We start from the raw sequence: 19,219 nt of genomic DNA, 5'->3' as shown, positions 1-19,219 counted from the left end.
CAATTGAATACATCTTAAAAATTGATATAATAAAATTTATGACTAAAAAATGGTGTGCTTTCTACCAACAAAGGAGGGGATCGCATTGGTTAGCGAAGAGGCATATTATCTAGACCATAATTTCACAAATGGGACTCCAATTTCTCTTTGTCCTATTCAAATAGAAGGAAATATTCAAAAACACGCTCATGATTTTTACGAAATATCTTATATCAAGGAAGGTAACGGTACACTAAAATTTTCTACACAAACGTTGCCCGTCTCCAAGGGAGATATTATTTTTATCCCTTATGGAAAAGAACATCTCTTTGTTCAGAGTAATACAACAGATCATACACCGCTTGAGGTTATGAACTGTCTTTTTGACAAGCAAATACTAACATTGCCCGGAGAGCCTGCTGATAGCCAAATTCAAGAGGATTTCTATCGTTTGGCTCTTCTTTTTCGGGAATGTACTGACTATATTCAAGTTCGTGAAAATGCAAAAGAATTTGCTAAAATTATGTACACTATTGAAATGGAGCAAAAATGTAAATCCACCGGATTTAGATATAAACTTTATTTATACTTAATCGATTTATTAGAACATATCAGCCACGCCATGCAACAAATAGCTCATGTTTCCAAGCCAATCATAACCGATCCCATTCAATATGCGATTGATGATATAACCAGAAATTATAAAAATCCGTTGTCTGTTGACCAAATTTGCAAGCAATTCTTAATTAGCTCACGGCAATTTCAACGCAAATTTAAACAAGCCAGCGGCATGACCTACACCAAAATGCTGCAGGATATTCGTATTCACGAGAGTTGTAGCTTACTATTAGATACTCATTGGAGCGTTCAAACGATCGCACTTGAAGTCGGTATTCATGATATGAAATATTTCTATCGAATCTTCAAGGAACGATGTGGATTAACCCCTCATGAATTTCGCTTTCATGCCTGTTCGAATATTCAGTAATGCGTAGATCTTACGGGCGTCTAAAAGCTCCCTTTTTCGCATGTTCATATACATTTCCTAACAAAAAGAGTTCTAAAGTTTTTACTTTAGAACTCTTTTTTCAGAAGTATTTATTTGGTAATCGTAATTTGTTTGGATGCAGTATTATAGTTTACCTGATAACCCGAAAGCTCGCTGATGACTCGTAATGGAACCAGCGTGTAGCCGTTAACAATAACTGGAGCAGTGATGCTCGTCGAATAATTCCGGGAGTTGTTTAACTCATATACAGCAAGTGTGGAATTCTTGACTTGAAGTACTATTTGTTTGCCGTCTGTAGGACGATTCAGAATGATCTTTTTGGTGCCTTTTTCATAATTTACATCGTAACCCACCCGTTCACTGATAAATCGTAACGGGACCATCGTTACGCCATTTATGATTTTCGGCGCCTGAGCTATCGTTGTAGCCCGACCATCCACATAAGCTGTTTTAGCTCCTGGTGTTAGGGTGAACGACGTTGAATAGGAAGCAACCGCACTGTTCGTGTAATTCGTCGTAGTGCCGGAAGTCGTTGTAGTTGAACTCGTCCCGGACGATGAACTGCCGGTGCCTAATGCCCTATTACGAATAGCCTCCAATCGATCCAGCAGATCGCTTTTACGTGTACCGGTTGGCAGATCACTAATCGCATCTCTGGCAGAACGCCAGTCGGACGCATTTAGACTGTTCTCCGCAATCCGCATTAAATCTCTCGCTTTCTCATAGTTCGATGAACTAGAGGACGAAGAGTAGTAACCATCCGAATTCGTGCGTTCCGATATCTTTACACCACTAGATTCCCTACCACTACTATTTACGGTTATGACCTTAATCTCATACCAGCGTCCCTCTCGTAAATCCGTAATTTTATAGGATTCTGAGCTTGTAGTTCCCTTATAATCGCCATCAACATATATTTTCACCTTCTCTGCTCTGCTCGGCATGTCATAGGTGATTTTGATCCAGGTGTCGCTTTTGCTATCGACTTCAAGATTGGACACTTCTGACGAATTGGAGGACGTACTGTCCGTTGTGGCAGTCAGTTTCACACCGGAAGACAACGCACCTGTGCTTCGCTTGGATTTTATCGTGAATGTGTATGTCTGGCTTGCCGATAGATTGTTAAATGTATAGGATGATCCTGTTGAATCCGTTACCAGCTGGCCATCCTTATACAGGCTGACTGTACTAATTCCGCTAGGTCTTGTCCAGGAAACAGTAACGCTATAGTTATTAACTGATGTCACTGAAGCACCTGTCACTTCGGGCACAATATCGGTAGAGACTGAAGACGTTGTAACGGGAATACTAACTCCCTGAGATAAGTTTCCGGATTTATCTATCGTTTTGACCGTTACAGTGTAGGCTGTAGCAGCATTCAAGACATTAAACGTGTAAGACGTGCCTGTGGTTCTCTGAATCTCAGTACCATTTAAATAAATAATCGCTTGGCTTAAGTCAGCATCCTTAGGCAATATGTAATTGATGGTAAATCCATTATATCCTACATTCGTCGCTGTCAGCCCGCTTACTTCTCCTGGGGGTGTCTTATCTACAGGACCATCAACGGAAGCCGTTTTAGCCTGTATTGTCGTACCTAGAGATTCATTTCCACTCTTATTCACCGTTTTCACGCGAAAGGTATATGTCGTGTTCGGCTGTAAACCGCTCATCATATAAGAGTTACTTCGAATGTTATCTACATATACATCGTTAGTGACATTAACCACTTTTACATGGTCAAAATTGATGTCCGACGGATTGATCCAAGACAAATTTACTTTTGTTGTTTCTGTAGGAACCGCAGTAAGACTGCTTACATCTGCTGGCGCAATATTCGAAGTAACCAGCTGGCTCGACATTACTTTTATCATTTGGTTAAGAGTGGTCTTCTGACCAGTTAACGAAGTCAATTTCGCGCCAGAAGTGAACGGCATTTGGCGCCCTTGAACGGTTGCTAATTTGGTATGTGATTGTGCACTATTCAAACCTGTCAGATTTGAGTTATGCCTTTCAGTCGGCAACGCGCTAGCCACTGCATCGGGTCCCAAAATGCCATATCCCGTATTCAAAATCAGTGTGGCCGTTGCGAACGGAGCCATCCATTGACGCAGACGTTTTTTATTCATATGCTATGCTCTCCTTGATACCAGTATGGAAATTTTATTTGTTAAAACGAATAAGTAAACGCACAAACCCTTCTGCTGCAATCCAGCTTTTAAAATATATACCATAACGTACAGACGTTCATTTAACTGTTATCGGAATTTCCATACCAAATGTTTAGACCTCATTTTTTTCTTACGTTAATCTAAACAACCCGGACGTTGTGACCCGAGTATCAAAGTAAATATTAAGAGTTAGCTGTAAATTTTCGATATATCGTAACTTTCTACCGTTTAATAACATTGCATTATAGGATATATTAAATTTTAAGTAACAGAAAAAGGAGGTCTATTATGTTCAAAAATGCTTTTAAAACGTTTGGTGCCATTGGTAATATTGAAGCGATTTCTTATTTGCTGCTTGTATGTATTGCCATGCCACTTAAATACGCAGCTGGAATGCCGCAAATGGTAAGCTGGGTGGGAATGATCCATGGGGTACTGTTTGTGGCTTATGTGGTTGCCACGTTAGTCATGTTGATATTGCGTAAAATTACGCTGCTGCAAGGGCTTGCAGCCTTGATTGCCTCGCTGTTGCCGTTCGGCCCCTTCATTTTCGATCGTAAGGTGCTTAAGAAAGCCGCAGCCCGCACCAATCATGCCAGCCCGATCAAAGCTACATAAACCTATACCAGGCCTAGGTCAACGCAGCCATGCGGTGTTCTCTTTACCACTTATATAGCAGAATATAAAAAAACAACCGATGGCTGTAAACCACTCGGTTGTTTTTTTATTCATGAATAATAATTATTAGTTCCTGACATTTTCCAAAAATTCATAATAGCCATCATTTGACGGATCATCCTGGTTATTACGTTTGAGATATCCTGCTATAGCTAGATAAGCAAAAAGTCCGAACATAGCAGCAGAAACAACTATATATACTTTAAAACCGAAAATCATTGAAAAGATGATCATAAAAATACCGATTGTAAGGGAGACGCCTAACTTTGACATTCTTTCATCCCTTTCTGTTATATTTATGTAATCACAACTAATCTCTCGGGTAATTTACACTCATGATATCCATAAAAGGAACTTTATCCGTTTCTCCATTGCTCTCTACATGAACCTTGCCTGTTCTCGGATCCATTTTAACGATTTGTCCGCGGGTTGCTTCTTCGCGTCCCCATACAGTCAATACAACTTCGGATTGCTCTTGTTGTGCTTCTACAAGCTGATTCCCGATTTCCTCAAGTACAAATTCATCCCGAGTAGGCCGTTTGGGTACCTTCGCTTTTGCCACTTGCATCACTCTTCCTTTCGCGCAAAATCAAATTCATTCCATTTTACCATACTTTTCATCATTTGGTGCTGGTAATGTGAGTAAAATTACATCCCAGGATGCACCAAAAAGCCGAGTTCTCAAAAATGAAAACATCGACTCTCTAAAGTCGCTTGTTGGAGCTCATTAGGGGCGCTTGAAACCCGAATAGCTAAGTCATTTGACCAATTGTGGAATGTAATCCACGATGTTATAAATAGGAGCACTGCTCTGTTGCGTAACGGCCAAAATTAATGCACCTTCGAGCATTGAAATGATCAGTACCGCCAGACTGTGTGCCTTTTCCTCATCCAAGCCCGATTCCTGAAGACGCTCCATATAAATGCGCTGCCAATCTGTAAACGTATTCACACAAGCATGACGTAGCGATTCGCTGATACAGGAAGTTTCCGCAGCAGCCCAGAAGCCAATCGGCATGAAGCTGTCAAAGCCGAGACGATCTGCCTCCTCAGCTGTATGACGAATAAAATCCTGAATGGCTACTACAGGATTTTCGTTTCCGCTCAGTGCCTGTTTTAATTTTTGCTTAATAAACTCATTCCCTCTTCTTATGCACTCCAAAGCCAACTCTTCTTTACCATGTGGAAAATAATAATAAAGTGATCCCTTCGGCGATCCACTCTCGGCAAGAATCTGATTCAGTCCGGTCGCATGATACCCCTGGTGAAAAAAGAGTCTTGACGCCGTTTGTACGATATTCTCATATGATTCGGGTTTAGCAGCCATATACAGCATCCTTCATTATATAATATTTGAAACTTTTATTTTGACAAAAAAATAATAGCATGTTTATTATATATAGACCGATCGTTATAATTCAATACCCATTAATTTATTGGAGGAACAAAAACAACATGAGTACAATGAGTCAAACAAGTTCACCCTCTGAACCCAAAACGTTCAAGGTGCTACCTATTATGATTGCCCTGCTCCTTAGTGGCTTTATTGGAATGTTCAGTGAAACGGCACTTAACATTGCGTTGAATGATTTGATGCAGATTTTGCATATTACAACTGCAACAGCTCAATGGCTGACTACCGCCTATCTGCTGACACTTGGTATTTTGGTGCCTGTATCGGGATTGCTGCTTCAAACCTTTACCACAAGACAGCTGTTTGTGACATCGTTGCTATTTTCAATAGCTGGTTGTCTCGTTGCAGCGCTTGCCCCTACCTTTTCAGTGTTATTGATCGCACGCATTTTGCAGGCTATGGGTACAGCGCTGTTATTGCCGTTGATGTTTAACACGATCTTAATTATCTTCCCAGCTGAAAAGAGAGGCGCGGCTATGGGAATCATCGGATTGGTTATTATGTTTGCACCTGCGGTAGGACCTACCATTGCAGGACTGGTACTTCAGAATTTATCTTGGCACTGGATCTTCTGGATCTCTCTTCCTTTCTTGGTCCTCTCGCTGATCTGCGGTATTTTGTTTATGCAGAACGTCTCAGAACCGACCAAACCCAAGATTGATCTTTTATCTATTATCCTGTCTTCCATTGGCTTCGGCGGTGTCGTGTTTGGTTTCAGTAAATCTGGTGAAGGTGGCGAAGGCTGGACCAGCCTGGTTGTTTTGCTTCCTGTGATCATCGGCGTGGTATCGTTGATTCTGTTCTCTGTACGACAGTTAAAAATGAAAGCACCTATGCTGAATTTGCGTGTATTTAAATATCCAATGTTTGTGATCGGCGTTATCATGGTGTTCTTATGTATGATGACGATCCTTTCTACGATGCTGATTCTTCCACTCTTTTTGCAAAAAGGGCTGGCCTTGTCCGCTCTAACAGCAGGTTTGGTGCTTCTGCCCGGTGGGATTATCAACGGTCTCTTGTCGCCTATTATGGGCTCCTTATTCGATAAATTCGGTCCCAAATGGCTTGTGATTCCAGGACTTGTAATCGTGGCTGCTGTGTTGTTTTTCCTGTCAGGCATTACAACGACATCCACGCTCGTACTCATTATTGTGCTGCATAGCTGCTTGATGATCGGCATTTCTATGATTATGATGCCAGCCCAAACTAACGGTCTAAACCAGCTCCCTATGGATCTATACCCAGACGGAACGGCTATTATGAGTACGCTCCAGCAAGTCGCTGGTGCAATCGGTACTGCCGTAGCGGTAAGTATTCTCTCCAAAGGCATGGACAGCTATTTGAGCCAATCCAGCATGCCTCAATCCGTAAATGAAATGGCTAAAGCCATGGTAGTCGGATCTCAGAATTCATTTTTCTTTGCAATGGTCATCAGCGTGATCGGTCTGATCCTTGCGTTTTTCATTCGCAGAGTTCATGTTGAACATGGCACTGCTAAAGCACCCATGCACTAATTAACCATTATTTTTATTCCAAACATAATACCTGAATAAATTTAAAGGCTGCTAACCATCTCATTTATGGTTAAGCAGCCTTTTTTTACGAATCTAGATAGGTATTCATATAATTACATATTTACAAATCCTCCTCATTTGGTTACGATATGACTCACGGAGTAAAGCGTAAAAATTACGATTACTATTAAGGAGGACTCCCTGTTGTTTAAACGTTCATATTTCAAACTATTTATACCCGCGGTAATGGCGGTGATGATGACAGCCTGTGCTTCATCTCCATCAACTACATCCACATCCTCTACGGCACCACAAGATAAGAGTGTCACCTTATTGTTCAACGTGCAAAGCCCTTCTATTGATCCTCATACAGATATTAATTACACAGCCGTTCGTGCTGGAGTAAATGAAACATTGATCAAAGTGAATAAGGATCTCAAGCTGGAAGCTTGGCTTGCAGAGAAATGGGATAGTAAGGACGGGCGACACTGGACCTTTAGCATCCGACCAGGCGTGAAATTCCATAGCGGTAAAGCCGTAGATGCGGCAGCTGTCAAAGCCTCTCTGGAAAGAGCGCTAAAGCTCAATCCATCGGTCAAAAATGCACTACATATCCGTGATATTCATGCAGAAGGGCAGACCTTGAGCATTACGACGGACAAGCCCTTCCCGGAATTTGTATCTGAGCTGGTTCATCCGAATACCGCAATTATGGACACCACAGCCACAGGTGACTTCCCATCGGGAACGGGGCCGTTCCAGGTTGCCAGTTTCCGTGCCGGAAGTGAACTGAATCTGGAGCGCAACGAGCACTATTGGAACGGTGAAGTAAAGCTGAAACATGCCAAGTTCATGTTTAACGAAGACGCCAATGCACGTCAGCTTGCATTTCAAGCTAAAACAGCCGATATTGTGTACCGTCCGCCCATTGAAAGTCTGGAACTCTTGAAAGCTGATTCTACCGTTAAAGTTGACTCTCTCCCCAGCCTGCGGACGCACCAACTTATTTACAATATGAACAATCATGATCTGAAAAAAACAGCTGTGCGCAAAGCATTTGATCATCTGATCAACCGAGATGAGATTGCGAGCGGTATCATGTCTGGTCAGGGAACCCCTGCGCAAGGTCCGTTCTTGCCGGATTTTCCTTTTTCACCGGAATATATTACGAAAAAGTTTGATTTGAATGCGGCGCGAGAAGGCTTCAAAGAGGCTGGATATACAGTGCAGAACGGCAAAATTACGAATCCTGATGGCTCCCCCCTTCATTTTACATTGTTAACCTACCAGTCGAGAGCAGAACTCCCACTCATTTCGCAGCTAATTCAGGCTAACGCTAAGGAGCTTGGCATCACGATTGATATCCGTCAGGTTGATAATATTGATGAATATCTGGCCGCTCATCAGGATTGGGATTTGGCGACTTACAGTAACATTACAGCCCCGCGCGGCGATGCAAGCTACTTCCTGAATGCGGCCTATATGCCGGAGGGAGCATTGAATTACGGTCGTATGCATATACCAGAACTCGAGCGTATGATTACACAACTGAACACAACTGTGAATGAGGAGCAGCACAACAAGCTGGCGCTGAAGGCTGTCACGCTGATTGACCAAGAAAATCTGCAATCCTTTCTAGTTCATCCAAACAACGTAGTGGCCTATCGTAATTACGTACATAACTGGGTAACCAGCCAAAGTGAATACTATCTGCTGACCCAGGACTTGGATGTGAACTAGCATGTTTCAATCCATTGCCAAAAAGTTTCTGACGTTTATGTTGTTTTTTCTTGTTCTTTCCTTTGTGAGCTTCTGTCTGCTTAAGCTTGTTCCGGGCGATCCCGTTCGGAGCATTCTTCGAGTAGATGATGTAGCTGTATCCAATCAGCAAATTGCAGATATGCGTAGCCAATTGGGGCTGGATCAGCCATTGCCTGTGCAATATGGTAAGTGGCTGGTTCAGTTGCTCCAGTTGGATTTTGGACAATCTTATTTAACCCATCGTCCAGTCTTGACAGAGTTTATAGAAAAGCTGCCTTATACACTTCTCCTGACTGGAGGCTCCCTGTTCATTATGCTGCTGATAGCTCTCCCGTTAGGCACATTGTCCGCGCTGTACCGTAACCGCTGGATTGACAGTGCCAGTCGTGTGTTTGCCTTAATTGGCTCCTCGATTCCCAGCTTTTGGTTAGGTCTTTTGTTTATCGAATGGTTTGCGGTTAAATTGCGTATTTTGCCGTCTATGGGTGATGGGACCATTTTCCATTTAGTCCTCCCTTCTCTTACCCTCGGATTGGCAATGGCGGCTGTTTATGTACGAATGATTCGCGCAAGTCTGATTGAAAGCTCGGGGCAGGATTTTATCAAAGCAGCGCAAGCGCGTGGAATCAGTCCGGTTCGCATTTTTTTTAGACACATGTTCCGTCACAGCTTAGTTCCACTTATTACGGTATTCAGCGAGAGCATAGGCAGCCTATTGGGAGGTACGGTGGTGATCGAAGTGCTATTCGCCTATCCGGGGCTTGGCAAATGGATTGTGGATGCAATTGCCGCGAGAGACTACCCCATTATACAGGGCTATACAATCTTTATGGCCGTATTCATTATATGTCTCAATATCTTGGTAGAGCTGTCCTACCGTTGGGTCAATCCTGAAATTGCTTTGAAGGAGAAACGTTTATCATGATAGAATCCGTACATGCGGAAAACAGGCAGTTCACCAGGGCACGATTGTCCAAAGCATGGATCGGATCACTTTCCATCCTGTTTATTCTTACAGCCATTACAGTCATACCCTTCTTAGCTCCGCAAGATCCGTATCATATCCAAATGGGAAGTCGACTTCAACCGATCAGTGCAATGCACTGGCTGGGAACCGATCATTTGGGTAGAGATGTGCTGTCGAGAGTCATAGCAGGACTACGGACGACAGTCGGAACCAGTTTGTTGATTTTGATCGTTTCACTGGTTGTCGGGGTTCCCCTCGGTCTGCTGTCAGGATTTATTGGAGGCTGGGTGGATCGTGTATTTCAACGTGTAGTCGATGCCTTCATGACTTTGCCTGATTATATTTTTGCCATTGTGCTAAGCGGCCTGCTTGGACCAGGCTTAGGGAATCTTATATTTGCGGTGTCTGCAGTAAAATGGGTTGGTTATGCCCGCCTGGTGCGCAGTACCGTTCTGGCTGAAAAGCAAAAGGATTACATTTCGCTATCGATACTTGCGGGTACCTCCTCCCTGCGAATTGTCATGCGGCATATTCTACCCCATGCCATTGGGAATGTACTGGTACTGGCTACGCTGGATATCGGCAAAATCATCTTAATGATCGCCTCTCTATCTTTTTTGGGCTTAGGTCCTCAACCGCCCATTCCCGAATGGGGAACGATGTTGAATGAAGGGCGTGCATATTTTCAAATGGCACCCCATTTAATGCTTGGTCCCGGCATAGCTGTCGTACTCACCGTGCTACTGGCGAACGTGTTTGGAGACAAGCTACGCGACCGATATGATGTTAGAACCCGGTCAGAGGAGTGAACTATACATGCTGACTATTGAAGGCTTAACGATTCGAACAAAAGCAAAAACGATTGTAGAACAACTGGAACTTGCCATTCATCCGGGAGAATGGTGTGCTCTGGCAGGCGAAAGCGGCAGCGGGAAAAGCATGACTGCGTTCGCTATTGGCGGTCTCCTCCCCGCTTCTGTTAGCGCTGAAGGAATCATCATGTGGAATGACGAGAATTTGCTTGCCCTACCTGTTAAACAAAGACGTTCCTTGCTTGGCAGTGAAATATCTTACATTTTTCAAGATTATCACGGGGCTTTTACACCTTTTTTACGTGTAGGCAGCCAACTCGACGAGCTGATGTGTGCTCACGGCAAGCAAGACCGTAAAGCGCGTAAACAGCGTTGTATCGAGGTGCTTGAGCACGTACAGCTTCCCGCCGAACGTGTGTACCGCAGCTATCCATTCGAGCTCAGCGGCGGTCAATTGCAGCGAGCGGCTATTGCAGCTGCACTGCTTCTAAAGCCAAAGCTGCTTATTGCCGACGAGCCCACAACTGCGCTGGATACGCTGACTGCACACCAAGTACTCCAGCTCATTGATCAAATCCGGATGGAAACGGGAATTTCCGTCTTGTGGATTACTCACGATCTACGGCATGTACGGAAGTATGCGGATCGAATTGCCGTAATGCGTACAGGTGTTTTGGTTGAAGCTGGCCAAACGCAAGCGGTGCTAGACCATCCAGTCCATCCCTATACGCGTCGCTTGCTGGCGGCTATTCCGCCGCTGTCTCCAGGCGCTCCTTCGCGTTTGCCATGCAATAGCACTGATGAACAGCTTGCACCGGGAAGGAGCATATTACATGAATAATCAAGCCGCCTGCGCTCAGTGGCAAGACAGCTCTAATCCTGTTGTTACCGTCTCCGGTTTGACGAAGGCTTACACTGGGGGCAAAACTGTGCTGCACGATGTTACTCTGTCGGTCTTGCCCGGAGAATGTCTGGGTGTTGTCGGAGAAAGCGGCAGTGGGAAAAGCACACTCGCTCGCTGTATTTTGACATTGGACCCGTTTGATCAAGGTGAGCTTAGATTGGGCGGACAGTCCATTCGAGGATTAAAGCGAAGTGAATTAAAACGGATTCGCAGCAGACTGGGGGCGGTATTTCAACATCCATCCGCAGCTTTGAACCCCAGACTAACCATTCTGCAATCACTGCTGGAGCCATTGGATCAGCTCAAGTGCTATGTTCCTTCCTTTATGGCGGGTTTGCCCTCCGGACGTCGGAATATAGCAGAACAACTGTTAGGTATGGTAAAGCTTCCGGCCAGCTATCTGGATAAGTTCCCACATCAGCTCAGTGGTGGGGAAAAGCAGCGTGTAACCATTGCACGTGCCATTAGCACAGAACCGGATTTTATCGTATTGGACGAGCCGACTGCAAGTTTGGATGTGACCACACAAGCCACGGTTTTGAATCTGCTTAAGGATTTGCAGGATGAGTTTGGACTGGCTTATCTGTTTATCTCGCATGATCTGGCGGCTGTGCACTTTATGAGTGATCGAATCATGGTTATGAAAGATGGCCGTGTGCTTGAACATTTTTCCAAGGAATCATTATTTCATTCGGATCGGCATCCCTATACACAATCGTTACTGGAGGTTTTTTCAACATGCTGCCTTCCCACCGAGCCTATCTTGCTTTAGCAATCCCTTTAATTATTTCGACGATTACAACCCCGCTACTCGGTGCGGTGGATACAGCAGTAATCGGTCATTTAAGCCACTCTGCCTATTTAGGCGGCGTGGCAGTCGGTACTCTTATTTTCAATACTTTATATTGGCTGTTTGGCTTTCTGCGAGTCAGTACGTCAGCTTTCACAGCACAAGCCGCAGGGGCACAAAATAACGATCAAGGCATAGCTGCTCTCATGCGCCCACTTGCCATAGCTCTACTCATTAGTGCAGTATTTATTGTATTGCAAAAGCCCATTTTGCTAGCTTCTCTCCAGCTCATCCATCCAGCTCAGGATGTGGCAGAGCAAGCAGCAATTTATTTTAACATCCGTATTTGGGGAGCACCCCTTACATTAGTGAACTATGTGCTGCTCGGATGGCTGATGGGATTGTCCCGCGTGAAAGCTACACTATTTTTACAAATATCCATGAATGTGATTAATATGCTATTAGCTATTGTATTTACACAGGTCATGCATTGGAATGTCGCTGGGGTCGCAAGCGCTACTCTGATTGCAGAAGCTCTTGCATGTGTATTGGGTCTTGTACTGGTGTTCCGTTCACCGATTTGGAGAGAATGGAAGCGCAGCGGACAGAGGAATTGGCGAGAATGGTTCGGTGCCTCAGGGTTAAAAAGTGTCATGGCGACGAACCTTGATCTCATGATTCGTACTGCCTGCCTGTTGACGATGTTTAATCTGTTTACGGCGCGCAGTGCGAGCTTTGGAACCGATCAGTTGGCGGCAAATGCTATTTTGTTGCAGATCCATTACATTATGGCTTACTTTTTTGACGGGTTCGCCAACGCCAGTAGCATCATGACGGGTCAGGCTCGTGGTGCCGGGGATCGTAAAATGCTGCAGAGAGTTATTCATTTGTCCTGGTTCTGGACATTGGTTACCAGTGTAGTGACGGGAGGATTGTATCTTGCACTGAAAGATCCGCTGATCTCGCTATTTACGGGGAATGCTACAGTGATTAGCCTGACGACTCCTTACAATGGGTGGCTGGTGGTCTTTCCCCTAGCAGCCGGGCTGGGACTGGTATTCTACGGTGTGTTTACAGGGATGACGGTAACGTATCCGATCCGTAATTCCATGCTGATTTCACTGGTCTGCTTTTTGATTGCTCTCTTCTGGTGCGTTCCTCATTATGGGAATCATGGACTTTGGTTATCCTTTATCATCTTTGCCCTGGGACGGTCACTGTTTCTGGTGGTTTACTTACCTCGGTTGAAGAGAATTTAGTAGCCCCTGCTTTACATGACTCTCAAAAACAAAGGATGTCCCCTCCACCATATATGTGGTGTGGGGACATCCTTTTATTATTTATTCATACGGCTTTCAGGTTAGGCGTTTGCCAATCCTTCTACTCGCCTTGTGGTACGGTCAAGCCCAGACCATCCGCTACACGACGCCCGTATTCAGGATCAGCTTTATAGAAATGACCGATCTGACGCAGTTTGATTTCATCACTTTCTACAGGCTTCATGGCATTTACAATGTTTCGGACCAGACGTGAGCGCTCCTCTTCACTCAGCAAGCGGTACAGGTCCCCTGGTTGTGTGTAGTGATCGTGATGATCATAGGCTACACTTTGTGCCTCGCCAGACACTTCAAAAGGAGCAATTTTGTGAGCAGATGATTCTTTCGGTCCGCCGAGACTATTCGGCTCGTAATAGACAGATCCCCCGCCATTACCGTCACTGCGCAATGCACCATCGCGTTGATAGTTGTGAACTTCCGCATGCGGCCGGTTGATTGGCAACGCATTATGGTTTGCACCGACACGGTAGCGATGTGCGTCACCATAGGCAAACAGGCGTCCTTGCAGCATCTTATCCGGGGAAGCCTCAATACCAGGAACAAATGAACCCGGCGAGAATGTCGCCTGCTCTACCTCAGCAAAGTAGTTCTCAGGATTGCGATTCAGCACCATGCGCCCTACCTCGATCAGCGGGTAATCCTTTTGAGACCATACTTTGGTCACATCAAATGGATCAAAACGGTACGTATCCGCATCTTCTATGGGCATAATCTGCACATAAAGTTTCCATGCCGGGAAATCGCCCTTTTTAATCGCATTAAACAAATCTTGTATATGATAATCAGGATTTTCACCGGCAATTTTCGCAGCTAAATCCACATCGAGATTTTGTATGCCTTGTTCTGTTTTAAAATGATATTTCACCCATACGGCCTGTCCCTCGGCGTTCACCCACTTGAACGTGTGGCTGCCAAAACCATGCATATGTCTAAGTGTAGCGGGAATACCGCGATCAGACATGAGAATACTTACCTGATGCAGCGATTCAGGAGACAAGGACCAGAAATCCCAGACCGCATTCGGGTTTTTCAAATGCGTTTGGGGGTGACGTTTTTGCGTATGAATAAAGTCAGGAAATTTAATGGCATCCCGAATAAAAAAGACAGGTGTATTATTGCCCACGAGATCATAGTTTCCTTCTTCTGTATAAAACTTTACCGCAAATCCACGTGGATCGCGTACAGTATCGGACGAGCCTAGCTCACCTGCCACAGTAGAAAACCGGATAAACATCGGTGTACGCTTACCCACTTCGGACAAAAAGCTTGCTTTTGTATATGAAGACAAATCATTAGTGACTTCAAAATATCCGTGTGCCCCCGCACCTTTGGCATGAACAACCCGTTCCGGCACACGCTCCCGGTTAAAATGCGCCAATTTTTCCAGCAGATGCACATCCTGAATTAGTACAGGCCCCCGTGAGCCTGCTGTAATCGAATTCTGATTATCTCCAACAGGAGCGCCCCAGCTTGTAGTCAGGTTCGTTGGTTGGTTACTCATAATTGAAATCACCTCTTGATTGAATTGGTTGACCTTGTGCCTTTCACTATAAATTGTGCACAAACAAAAATCAATACTTTTTTATAATAATTATAATTTAGGATTTAGAATTAGTTTAAAATCACAAATAAAAAAGCAAGCCCCTTAAGGCTTGCCGTAATATAGTGCTGTATTTATTTACAATAAAGTGACTTCAATTTCTATATTCTGAAATGATCGCATTGATCACTTCTTTAGGTTTTGCTATAGAGACTTTCAGACAATATTCATATAGAATTCATCATAAAATCATAATAAGAGCTGCTTTCTATCGAGAAAATCCAAAATATCCTGTACCGACTGCTTTACCTCCCGGCCTTCCGTAGATACGATTAAATCAGGTTCCAGCGGTACTTCATATGGAGCATCAATCCCTGTAAAATGTTGGATTTCTCCAGCTCTTGCTTTCTTGTACATGCCTTTTGGATCACGACGCTCGCATTCCTCTAGACTGCATCGGATATAAATCTCGTAACAGCCCTCCTGCTGTAAAATGTCCTTTACCATTTCACGATCCTCACGATAAGGCGAAATGGTGGCGCAAATCGTTAGAACACCCGCATGGGCCATTAGCTTGGACACTTCGGCTATACGACGAATATTTTCTTTGCGGTCAGCGGGCAGGAAACCCAAATTGCGATTCAAACCATGCCGAACATTATCCCCATCCAAAATAAATGTACGTATACCTCTTGCATATAACGCTTTTTCGAGTGTGGAGGATACCGTTGACTTTCCCGAGCCAGACAGCCCCGTAAACCAAAGCACCGGACTCTTATGTCCATTCAGAAGCTGTCGAGCTTGCTTATCCACTTCTGATACATGCCAGGTAATGTTGGAAGATGGGTTCATTCAGCACTCTCCTATTTCATCAGTATTAATGTTTAATCTGTCTCTAACATCAGGATAGAGCATTTTTAAAACTGTTTAAAGTACGCTGCTCTGCTTTGTGGTCCAATACCGCAAAGACAACCCGTTTAAACAGGAATCCATATCCTTCAGTTACAAGTACTTGCTTAAACCAACTGGCTACCTCCTCCGGCTTATTGCGGAATACTCCACAACCATAAGCACCAAGCACAAGATGTTCTACCCCGTTTTGCATGGCCATTCCCAAAATGTAACGAATGCGCTCCAACATAACTTCTCCAATCCGATTGACCTGCTCTGGCTCCCGTTCATGCACGACTCCAGCATTCACAGCAGGCGCGGTCAGGAAATCGACTAGATACGGCTCTTCCAGCAATGTTCCCTGATCATCCCGAAATACAGGAACTTGAGGAGAATAAATCATATAATCTGAATAAAAACAGCTCCGCAGCTTCCGATTATGTTGGTACATTTCCTCCATTTGTGAAATACAAGGATACAGTGCTGACGAACGAGCCAAGCTTTCCTCTTGAGCCTGACTGCCTCCAAGGAATCCGCCCCCGGGGTTTTTGGCTGATGCAAAATTCAAACAAGCTACGTGTTCCCGCTTCTCCTCGACCTGGAGTCTATGTGCGGCCTGCAACGTACTTTCTCCCGTTACTTCCATCTTTTTAATGATCGCCTGTTCGACTACATCGGAAGAAGCTCCTAATATACTTTTTATTCTTTGCTCTGCATCTTGCTTTATCACTACCAGTTGAGAAGGTCTATATAGCTTCGAGCCTGTGACCGCATTCCCTACCTCTTTTGCTATATTTACTTGTACCTGTTTGGTATTTGTATAATGCCCATTCTCTAAAATGGATAATGTTTCATGCGCCATATGTGACCTGGCATCCCGCTTACTTCGGGAATTCATTGTGTTTTTCATGGTGACTAATCCTCCTTTTGCAATAGATCTTCACGTAAATTCGTCAATATTTCCCCCAGCCAGTTCGTACCCCGCCATAGCTTCCGGTGCCGTATACGAGCATCATTTTCAGCTAAACCTACACCCCAAATGGTATCCGTAGGACTAGCCTCAACCAGAGTAGTTCCCTTCGTTTTAAGCAGGTGCTTGAGCAAATTCGTATTTTGGGTGAACTTGGCATAATTTCCGTCATACACAAATTGCTGGCAATTTGCTTCCCATAAGGATTGGTCAAATCCGCGCACACTGCGACCACGGGCTTTTTGCTCCCTTGGGGTAGGGGCTTGCATAATTTTCAGAGCTGCCTCTTCATCTCCGAAAAGCTGCGCTTTTTTTAGCATCATATATTGCTCAGCACAGTTAAACTCCAATCCATCTACGACAAATTCACAAGGGTACCATTGCGAAAATGGTGAATGACTGCGATAAAAAAATGTAAACTTCTCCATGACTAATCCTCATTTCTTCTTCCTTTTATGCTATATAAAACGTGACCGTGGCTTAAATCGGTATAGCTTGGACGGACGATGTCCGGCCGCCTTCCTGTATTCATTGGTTTCTTCCACGAGATCTGCTATTTTACGACGAAAAGCCGCGGCTAACAGCTCTTTACCTAAAATAATTTCATACACCTGTTGGAGTTCACTCAGTGTAAACAGAGCTGGCATCAGGTGAAACGCAATATCTGTGTATTCAATTTTGCTGCGTAGACGCTCAATACCGTACGCAATAATTTTGGCATGATCAAAAGCAATTCCCTGTGACTCCAGCACTTCTCGCTTGATTTCTATGGTTTTCCCCTTAAGAATTTCAGTTACTTTCACTTTGGCTGTTAAAAGGATGTCCGCATGCTTCAATGTAATGTCAATGTTTTGCTCCCACGTATAACCTTCCGGTTGATTCGTCCGCGTCTCCTGAGCCACACTGTAATCCAGCTCAAACCATTGAGCATCTGCGGCATCATCTCCTGCCTGTACCTCCAAGGATTCATGGTCTACTAACGCCATGTAAGCGCAGCTGATCACCCGCATACGCGGATCACGTGCTACATCTCCCCAAGTGTACAGCTGCTCCATATAAATCTGATCCACATTGGTTTCAGTTTTAAGCTCACGGCGTGCAGCCTCTTCCAGGCTTTCATTCATGCCTACAAAACCGCCGGGCAACGCCCATTGCCCTATAAAAGGATGCTCTCCTCTTTGGATCAAGAGGAGCTGAAGTGTTTTCTCCGGTAGCTTACGGTAATTCTGCTGGAGCTGATCCATTACAGTAAATAGCAGCATATCTACCGTTACGGATGGACGCTCATATTGATTAGCATCATAAAGGGCCAAAAATTGCTCCTCCGTCAAGCCACTGTCGTTGTATTTCGATCTATCTGTCACTTGTGTCACCTACCTGCTCATATTTGGGACATCATCGCTTTTCCTTCAAAAGCAACGAATGCTCTATGTAAATTTTAATTTAAATCATTTGATAAAAACAAAATGTTAATATCAATACATTAATATATAATTAGCGCTTCGTCAATAGGGTGTATAGACCTATTTTTGGTCATGTGATAGTACTATTAGACTGTTTACTGAATTTTACTTGTTGCTTATTGTCATATCATGTATGATGTTTTGGACAATATAGGAAACACAACATACTAAACACGTAAGGAGAAGATCCAATTGTCTAACCCGTCTAACCCGTTTAATCCGCAATACAATCAACAAGGAGCACCGTCCAGACCTGCCCCTGTTTACCCGCCACCTGTTTCATTCAAGGAGTGGATGATCAGCTTACTCCTGATGGCAATACCAGTAGTTGGAATTGTTATGCTGTTTGTGTGGGCTTTTAGCGGCTCGACAAATCCGAGCAAAGCGAACTACGCTAAGGCAGGCCTGCTATGGGCCGCTATTGTAATTGTTATCTATATCATTATGGCTGTTGCTCTATTGCCTGCGATCATAAGCTCATTAAATTCCAGCAGCTATTATTGATTTCTAGTACATAGCAAAATAACCTTCTGATGAATCCAATTGAATCATCAGAAGGTCTTTAAACTAAAACTGTCGACCCTGTCGGCAGTTTTTTTACTTCACCTTACTTCACTTTACTTGTACCAAAGGTCATCGGTTTCAAGCTCTTGTAGACTGTGCAAAAACGATTTTGAGTTATCGACATAAAGTTCGGTATCGATATAGTCAATGAGCATTCGACCATGATTCCAACGGGCTCGTCCTTATCTACACCTTTGACCCGCAAAGCATGTGCAAGCTGATTGGCCTGTTTGTTCAGATCAGCATACGTCAAGTGCTTGTCCCCAAGTACAACCGCCACATGGTCCGGTGTGCGCTCAACCTGCTCCTCAAACAACTGATGAATCGTTTTCTCTCGTGGGTAATCCACTAACATACCGTGTAACATGCTCAACTTCATCTCCTTCTCCTGTCAGCCATAATCCAGATATTACAATAGATTGGGGATTTAACTGGAGAAAAAGAAATGACATCAG

At 44.2% G+C, this 19,219-nt stretch carries 20 protein-coding genes; 10 read left to right on the top strand and 10 right to left on the bottom strand.

Annotated elements, in window-relative coordinates:
* Window positions 1-85: 85 nt before the first annotated feature.
* On the top strand, window positions 86-967 hold the full coding sequence (locus MMB75_RS06440) for a helix-turn-helix domain-containing protein (RefSeq protein ID WP_016820811.1): 882 nt from the start codon (window positions 86-88) through the stop codon (window positions 965-967).
* 110 nt (window positions 968-1,077) lie between these two features.
* Here MMB75_RS06440 and MMB75_RS06435 read toward each other — a convergent pair whose 3' ends face one another.
* Complete coding sequence (locus MMB75_RS06435) at window positions 1,078-3,117, bottom strand: fibronectin type III domain-containing protein (RefSeq protein WP_045244536.1); 2,040 nt, start codon at window positions 3,115-3,117, stop codon at window positions 1,078-1,080.
* A 330-nt stretch (window positions 3,118-3,447) separates the two neighbouring features.
* Between MMB75_RS06435 and MMB75_RS06430 the strand changes: the two genes are divergently transcribed.
* Window positions 3,448-3,777 (top strand): DUF3817 domain-containing protein, encoded by a 330-nt coding sequence (locus tag MMB75_RS06430; protein ID WP_016820809.1) that lies wholly within the window; start codon window positions 3,448-3,450, stop codon window positions 3,775-3,777.
* A 126-nt stretch (window positions 3,778-3,903) separates the two neighbouring features.
* On the opposite strand, the gene MMB75_RS06425 is transcribed toward MMB75_RS06430, so the two are convergent.
* The 3 genes from MMB75_RS06425 to MMB75_RS06415 all read right to left on the bottom strand — a co-directional run bounded on the left by MMB75_RS06425 (window position 3,904) and on the right by MMB75_RS06415 (window position 5,164).
* Entirely contained in the window at window positions 3,904-4,110 is a 207-nt protein-coding gene (locus MMB75_RS06425; RefSeq protein ID WP_017427005.1) for a hypothetical protein, read from the bottom strand.
* Window positions 4,111-4,147: 37 nt separating this feature from the next.
* On the bottom strand, window positions 4,148-4,399 hold the full coding sequence (locus tag MMB75_RS06420; RefSeq protein WP_025364962.1) for a YolD-like family protein: 252 nt from the start codon (window positions 4,397-4,399) through the stop codon (window positions 4,148-4,150).
* 195 nt (window positions 4,400-4,594) lie between these two features.
* Window positions 4,595-5,164, bottom strand: coding sequence for a TetR/AcrR family transcriptional regulator (locus tag MMB75_RS06415; RefSeq protein WP_016820806.1), 570 nt, complete (start codon window positions 5,162-5,164; stop codon window positions 4,595-4,597).
* 137 nt (window positions 5,165-5,301) lie between these two features.
* Here MMB75_RS06415 and MMB75_RS06410 point away from each other — a divergent pair, with 137 nt between their 5' ends.
* The 7 genes from MMB75_RS06410 to MMB75_RS06380 all read left to right on the top strand — a co-directional run bounded on the left by MMB75_RS06410 (window position 5,302) and on the right by MMB75_RS06380 (window position 13,258).
* Window positions 5,302-6,765 carry a DHA2 family efflux MFS transporter permease subunit gene (locus MMB75_RS06410; RefSeq protein WP_068981556.1) on the top strand — a complete coding sequence of 488 codons (1,464 nt, stop codon included), beginning with the start codon at window positions 5,302-5,304 and terminating at the stop codon, window positions 6,763-6,765.
* 204 nt (window positions 6,766-6,969) lie between these two features.
* On the top strand, window positions 6,970-8,505 hold the full coding sequence (gene nikA / locus MMB75_RS06405; RefSeq protein ID WP_017427007.1) for a nickel ABC transporter substrate-binding protein: 1,536 nt from the start codon (window positions 6,970-6,972) through the stop codon (window positions 8,503-8,505).
* Between the two features lies 1 nt (window position 8,506).
* On the top strand, window positions 8,507-9,451 hold the full coding sequence (gene nikB, locus MMB75_RS06400) for a nickel ABC transporter permease (protein ID WP_017427008.1): 945 nt from the start codon (window positions 8,507-8,509) through the stop codon (window positions 9,449-9,451).
* On the top strand, window positions 9,448-10,302 hold the full coding sequence (gene nikC, locus MMB75_RS06395; protein WP_017427009.1) for a nickel transporter permease: 855 nt from the start codon (window positions 9,448-9,450) through the stop codon (window positions 10,300-10,302). The genes nikB and nikC overlap by 4 nt, the downstream gene beginning before the upstream one ends.
* 7 nt (window positions 10,303-10,309) lie before the next feature.
* Complete coding sequence (locus tag MMB75_RS06390; RefSeq protein ID WP_017427010.1) at window positions 10,310-11,146, top strand: ATP-binding cassette domain-containing protein; 837 nt, start codon at window positions 10,310-10,312, stop codon at window positions 11,144-11,146.
* A complete protein-coding gene (locus MMB75_RS06385; protein ID WP_025364969.1) occupies window positions 11,139-11,981 on the top strand; it encodes an ABC transporter ATP-binding protein in 843 nt (280 codons plus the stop codon). Before MMB75_RS06390 ends, MMB75_RS06385 begins: the two co-directional genes overlap by 8 nt.
* Entirely contained in the window at window positions 11,948-13,258 is a 1,311-nt protein-coding gene (locus MMB75_RS06380; protein WP_045244535.1) for an MATE family efflux transporter, read from the top strand. The genes MMB75_RS06385 and MMB75_RS06380 overlap by 34 nt, the downstream gene beginning before the upstream one ends.
* 121 nt (window positions 13,259-13,379) lie before the next feature.
* Here the strand turns inward: MMB75_RS06380 and katA are convergent, their stop codons facing one another.
* The 5 genes from katA to MMB75_RS06355 all read right to left on the bottom strand — a co-directional run bounded on the left by katA (window position 13,380) and on the right by MMB75_RS06355 (window position 18,101).
* Window positions 13,380-14,837 carry a catalase KatA gene (gene katA, locus MMB75_RS06375; protein WP_017427013.1) on the bottom strand — a complete coding sequence of 486 codons (1,458 nt, stop codon included), beginning with the start codon at window positions 14,835-14,837 and terminating at the stop codon, window positions 13,380-13,382.
* A gap of 288 nt (window positions 14,838-15,125) precedes the next feature.
* On the bottom strand, window positions 15,126-15,728 hold the full coding sequence (gene cysC, locus MMB75_RS06370; protein WP_017427014.1) for an adenylyl-sulfate kinase: 603 nt from the start codon (window positions 15,726-15,728) through the stop codon (window positions 15,126-15,128).
* Between the two features lie 49 nt (window positions 15,729-15,777).
* The gene (locus MMB75_RS06365) at window positions 15,778-16,677 is read right to left on the bottom strand and encodes a TIGR02452 family protein (protein ID WP_045244534.1); all 900 of its coding nucleotides are present in this window, start codon (window positions 16,675-16,677) and stop codon (window positions 15,778-15,780) included.
* Between the two features lie 5 nt (window positions 16,678-16,682).
* Window positions 16,683-17,165: an NADAR family protein gene (locus tag MMB75_RS06360; protein ID WP_016820795.1), complete on the bottom strand. Its 483-nt coding sequence runs from the start codon at window positions 17,163-17,165 to the stop codon at window positions 16,683-16,685.
* A 30-nt stretch (window positions 17,166-17,195) separates the two neighbouring features.
* Window positions 17,196-18,101: an NUDIX hydrolase gene (locus MMB75_RS06355; protein WP_019687360.1), complete on the bottom strand. Its 906-nt coding sequence runs from the start codon at window positions 18,099-18,101 to the stop codon at window positions 17,196-17,198.
* Window positions 18,102-18,392: 291 nt separating this feature from the next.
* Here MMB75_RS06355 and MMB75_RS06350 point away from each other — a divergent pair, with 291 nt between their 5' ends.
* A complete protein-coding gene (locus MMB75_RS06350) occupies window positions 18,393-18,704 on the top strand; it encodes a hypothetical protein (protein ID WP_017427018.1) in 312 nt (103 codons plus the stop codon).
* Window positions 18,705-18,807: 103 nt separating this feature from the next.
* Here the strand turns inward: MMB75_RS06350 and MMB75_RS06345 are convergent, their stop codons facing one another.
* Complete coding sequence (locus tag MMB75_RS06345) at window positions 18,808-19,143, bottom strand: AMP-binding protein (protein WP_045244533.1); 336 nt, start codon at window positions 19,141-19,143, stop codon at window positions 18,808-18,810.
* Window positions 19,144-19,219 lie beyond the last annotated feature (76 nt).

Source organism: Paenibacillus sp. P2(2022) (assembly GCF_029522175.1).
In the GTDB taxonomy this organism is placed as follows: Bacteria; Bacillota; Bacilli; order Paenibacillales; family Paenibacillaceae; genus Paenibacillus; species Paenibacillus polymyxa.
Note: the sequence above shows the minus strand (reverse complement) of the source record. Positions and strands in the feature narration are given on the sequence as shown.

Coding starts and splice junctions, on each gene's coding strand:
- MMB75_RS06435 (WP_045244536.1), bottom strand. CDS start 3,117: ATGAATAAAAAACGTCTGCGTCAATGGATGGCTCCGTTCGCAACGGCC.
- MMB75_RS06430 (WP_016820809.1), top strand. CDS start 3,448: ATGTTCAAAAATGCTTTTAAAACGTTTGGTGCCATTGGTAATATTGAA.
- MMB75_RS06425 (WP_017427005.1), bottom strand. CDS start 4,110: ATGTCAAAGTTAGGCGTCTCCCTTACAATCGGTATTTTTATGATCATC.
- MMB75_RS06415 (WP_016820806.1), bottom strand. CDS start 5,164: ATGGCTGCTAAACCCGAATCATATGAGAATATCGTACAAACGGCGTCA.
- MMB75_RS06410 (WP_068981556.1), top strand. CDS start 5,302: ATGAGTCAAACAAGTTCACCCTCTGAACCCAAAACGTTCAAGGTGCTA.
- nikB (WP_017427008.1), top strand. CDS start 8,507: ATGTTTCAATCCATTGCCAAAAAGTTTCTGACGTTTATGTTGTTTTTT.
- nikC (WP_017427009.1), top strand. CDS start 9,448: ATGATAGAATCCGTACATGCGGAAAACAGGCAGTTCACCAGGGCACGA.
- MMB75_RS06390 (WP_017427010.1), top strand. CDS start 10,310: ATGCTGACTATTGAAGGCTTAACGATTCGAACAAAAGCAAAAACGATT.
- MMB75_RS06385 (WP_025364969.1), top strand. CDS start 11,139: ATGAATAATCAAGCCGCCTGCGCTCAGTGGCAAGACAGCTCTAATCCT.
- MMB75_RS06380 (WP_045244535.1), top strand. CDS start 11,948: ATGCTGCCTTCCCACCGAGCCTATCTTGCTTTAGCAATCCCTTTAATT.
- katA (WP_017427013.1), bottom strand. CDS start 14,837: ATGAGTAACCAACCAACGAACCTGACTACAAGCTGGGGCGCTCCTGTT.
- cysC (WP_017427014.1), bottom strand. CDS start 15,728: ATGAACCCATCTTCCAACATTACCTGGCATGTATCAGAAGTGGATAAG.
- MMB75_RS06365 (WP_045244534.1), bottom strand. CDS start 16,677: ATGAAAAACACAATGAATTCCCGAAGTAAGCGGGATGCCAGGTCACAT.
- MMB75_RS06360 (WP_016820795.1), bottom strand. CDS start 17,165: ATGGAGAAGTTTACATTTTTTTATCGCAGTCATTCACCATTTTCGCAA.
- MMB75_RS06345 (WP_045244533.1), bottom strand. CDS start 19,143: ATGAAGTTGAGCATGTTACACGGTATGTTAGTGGATTACCCACGAGAG.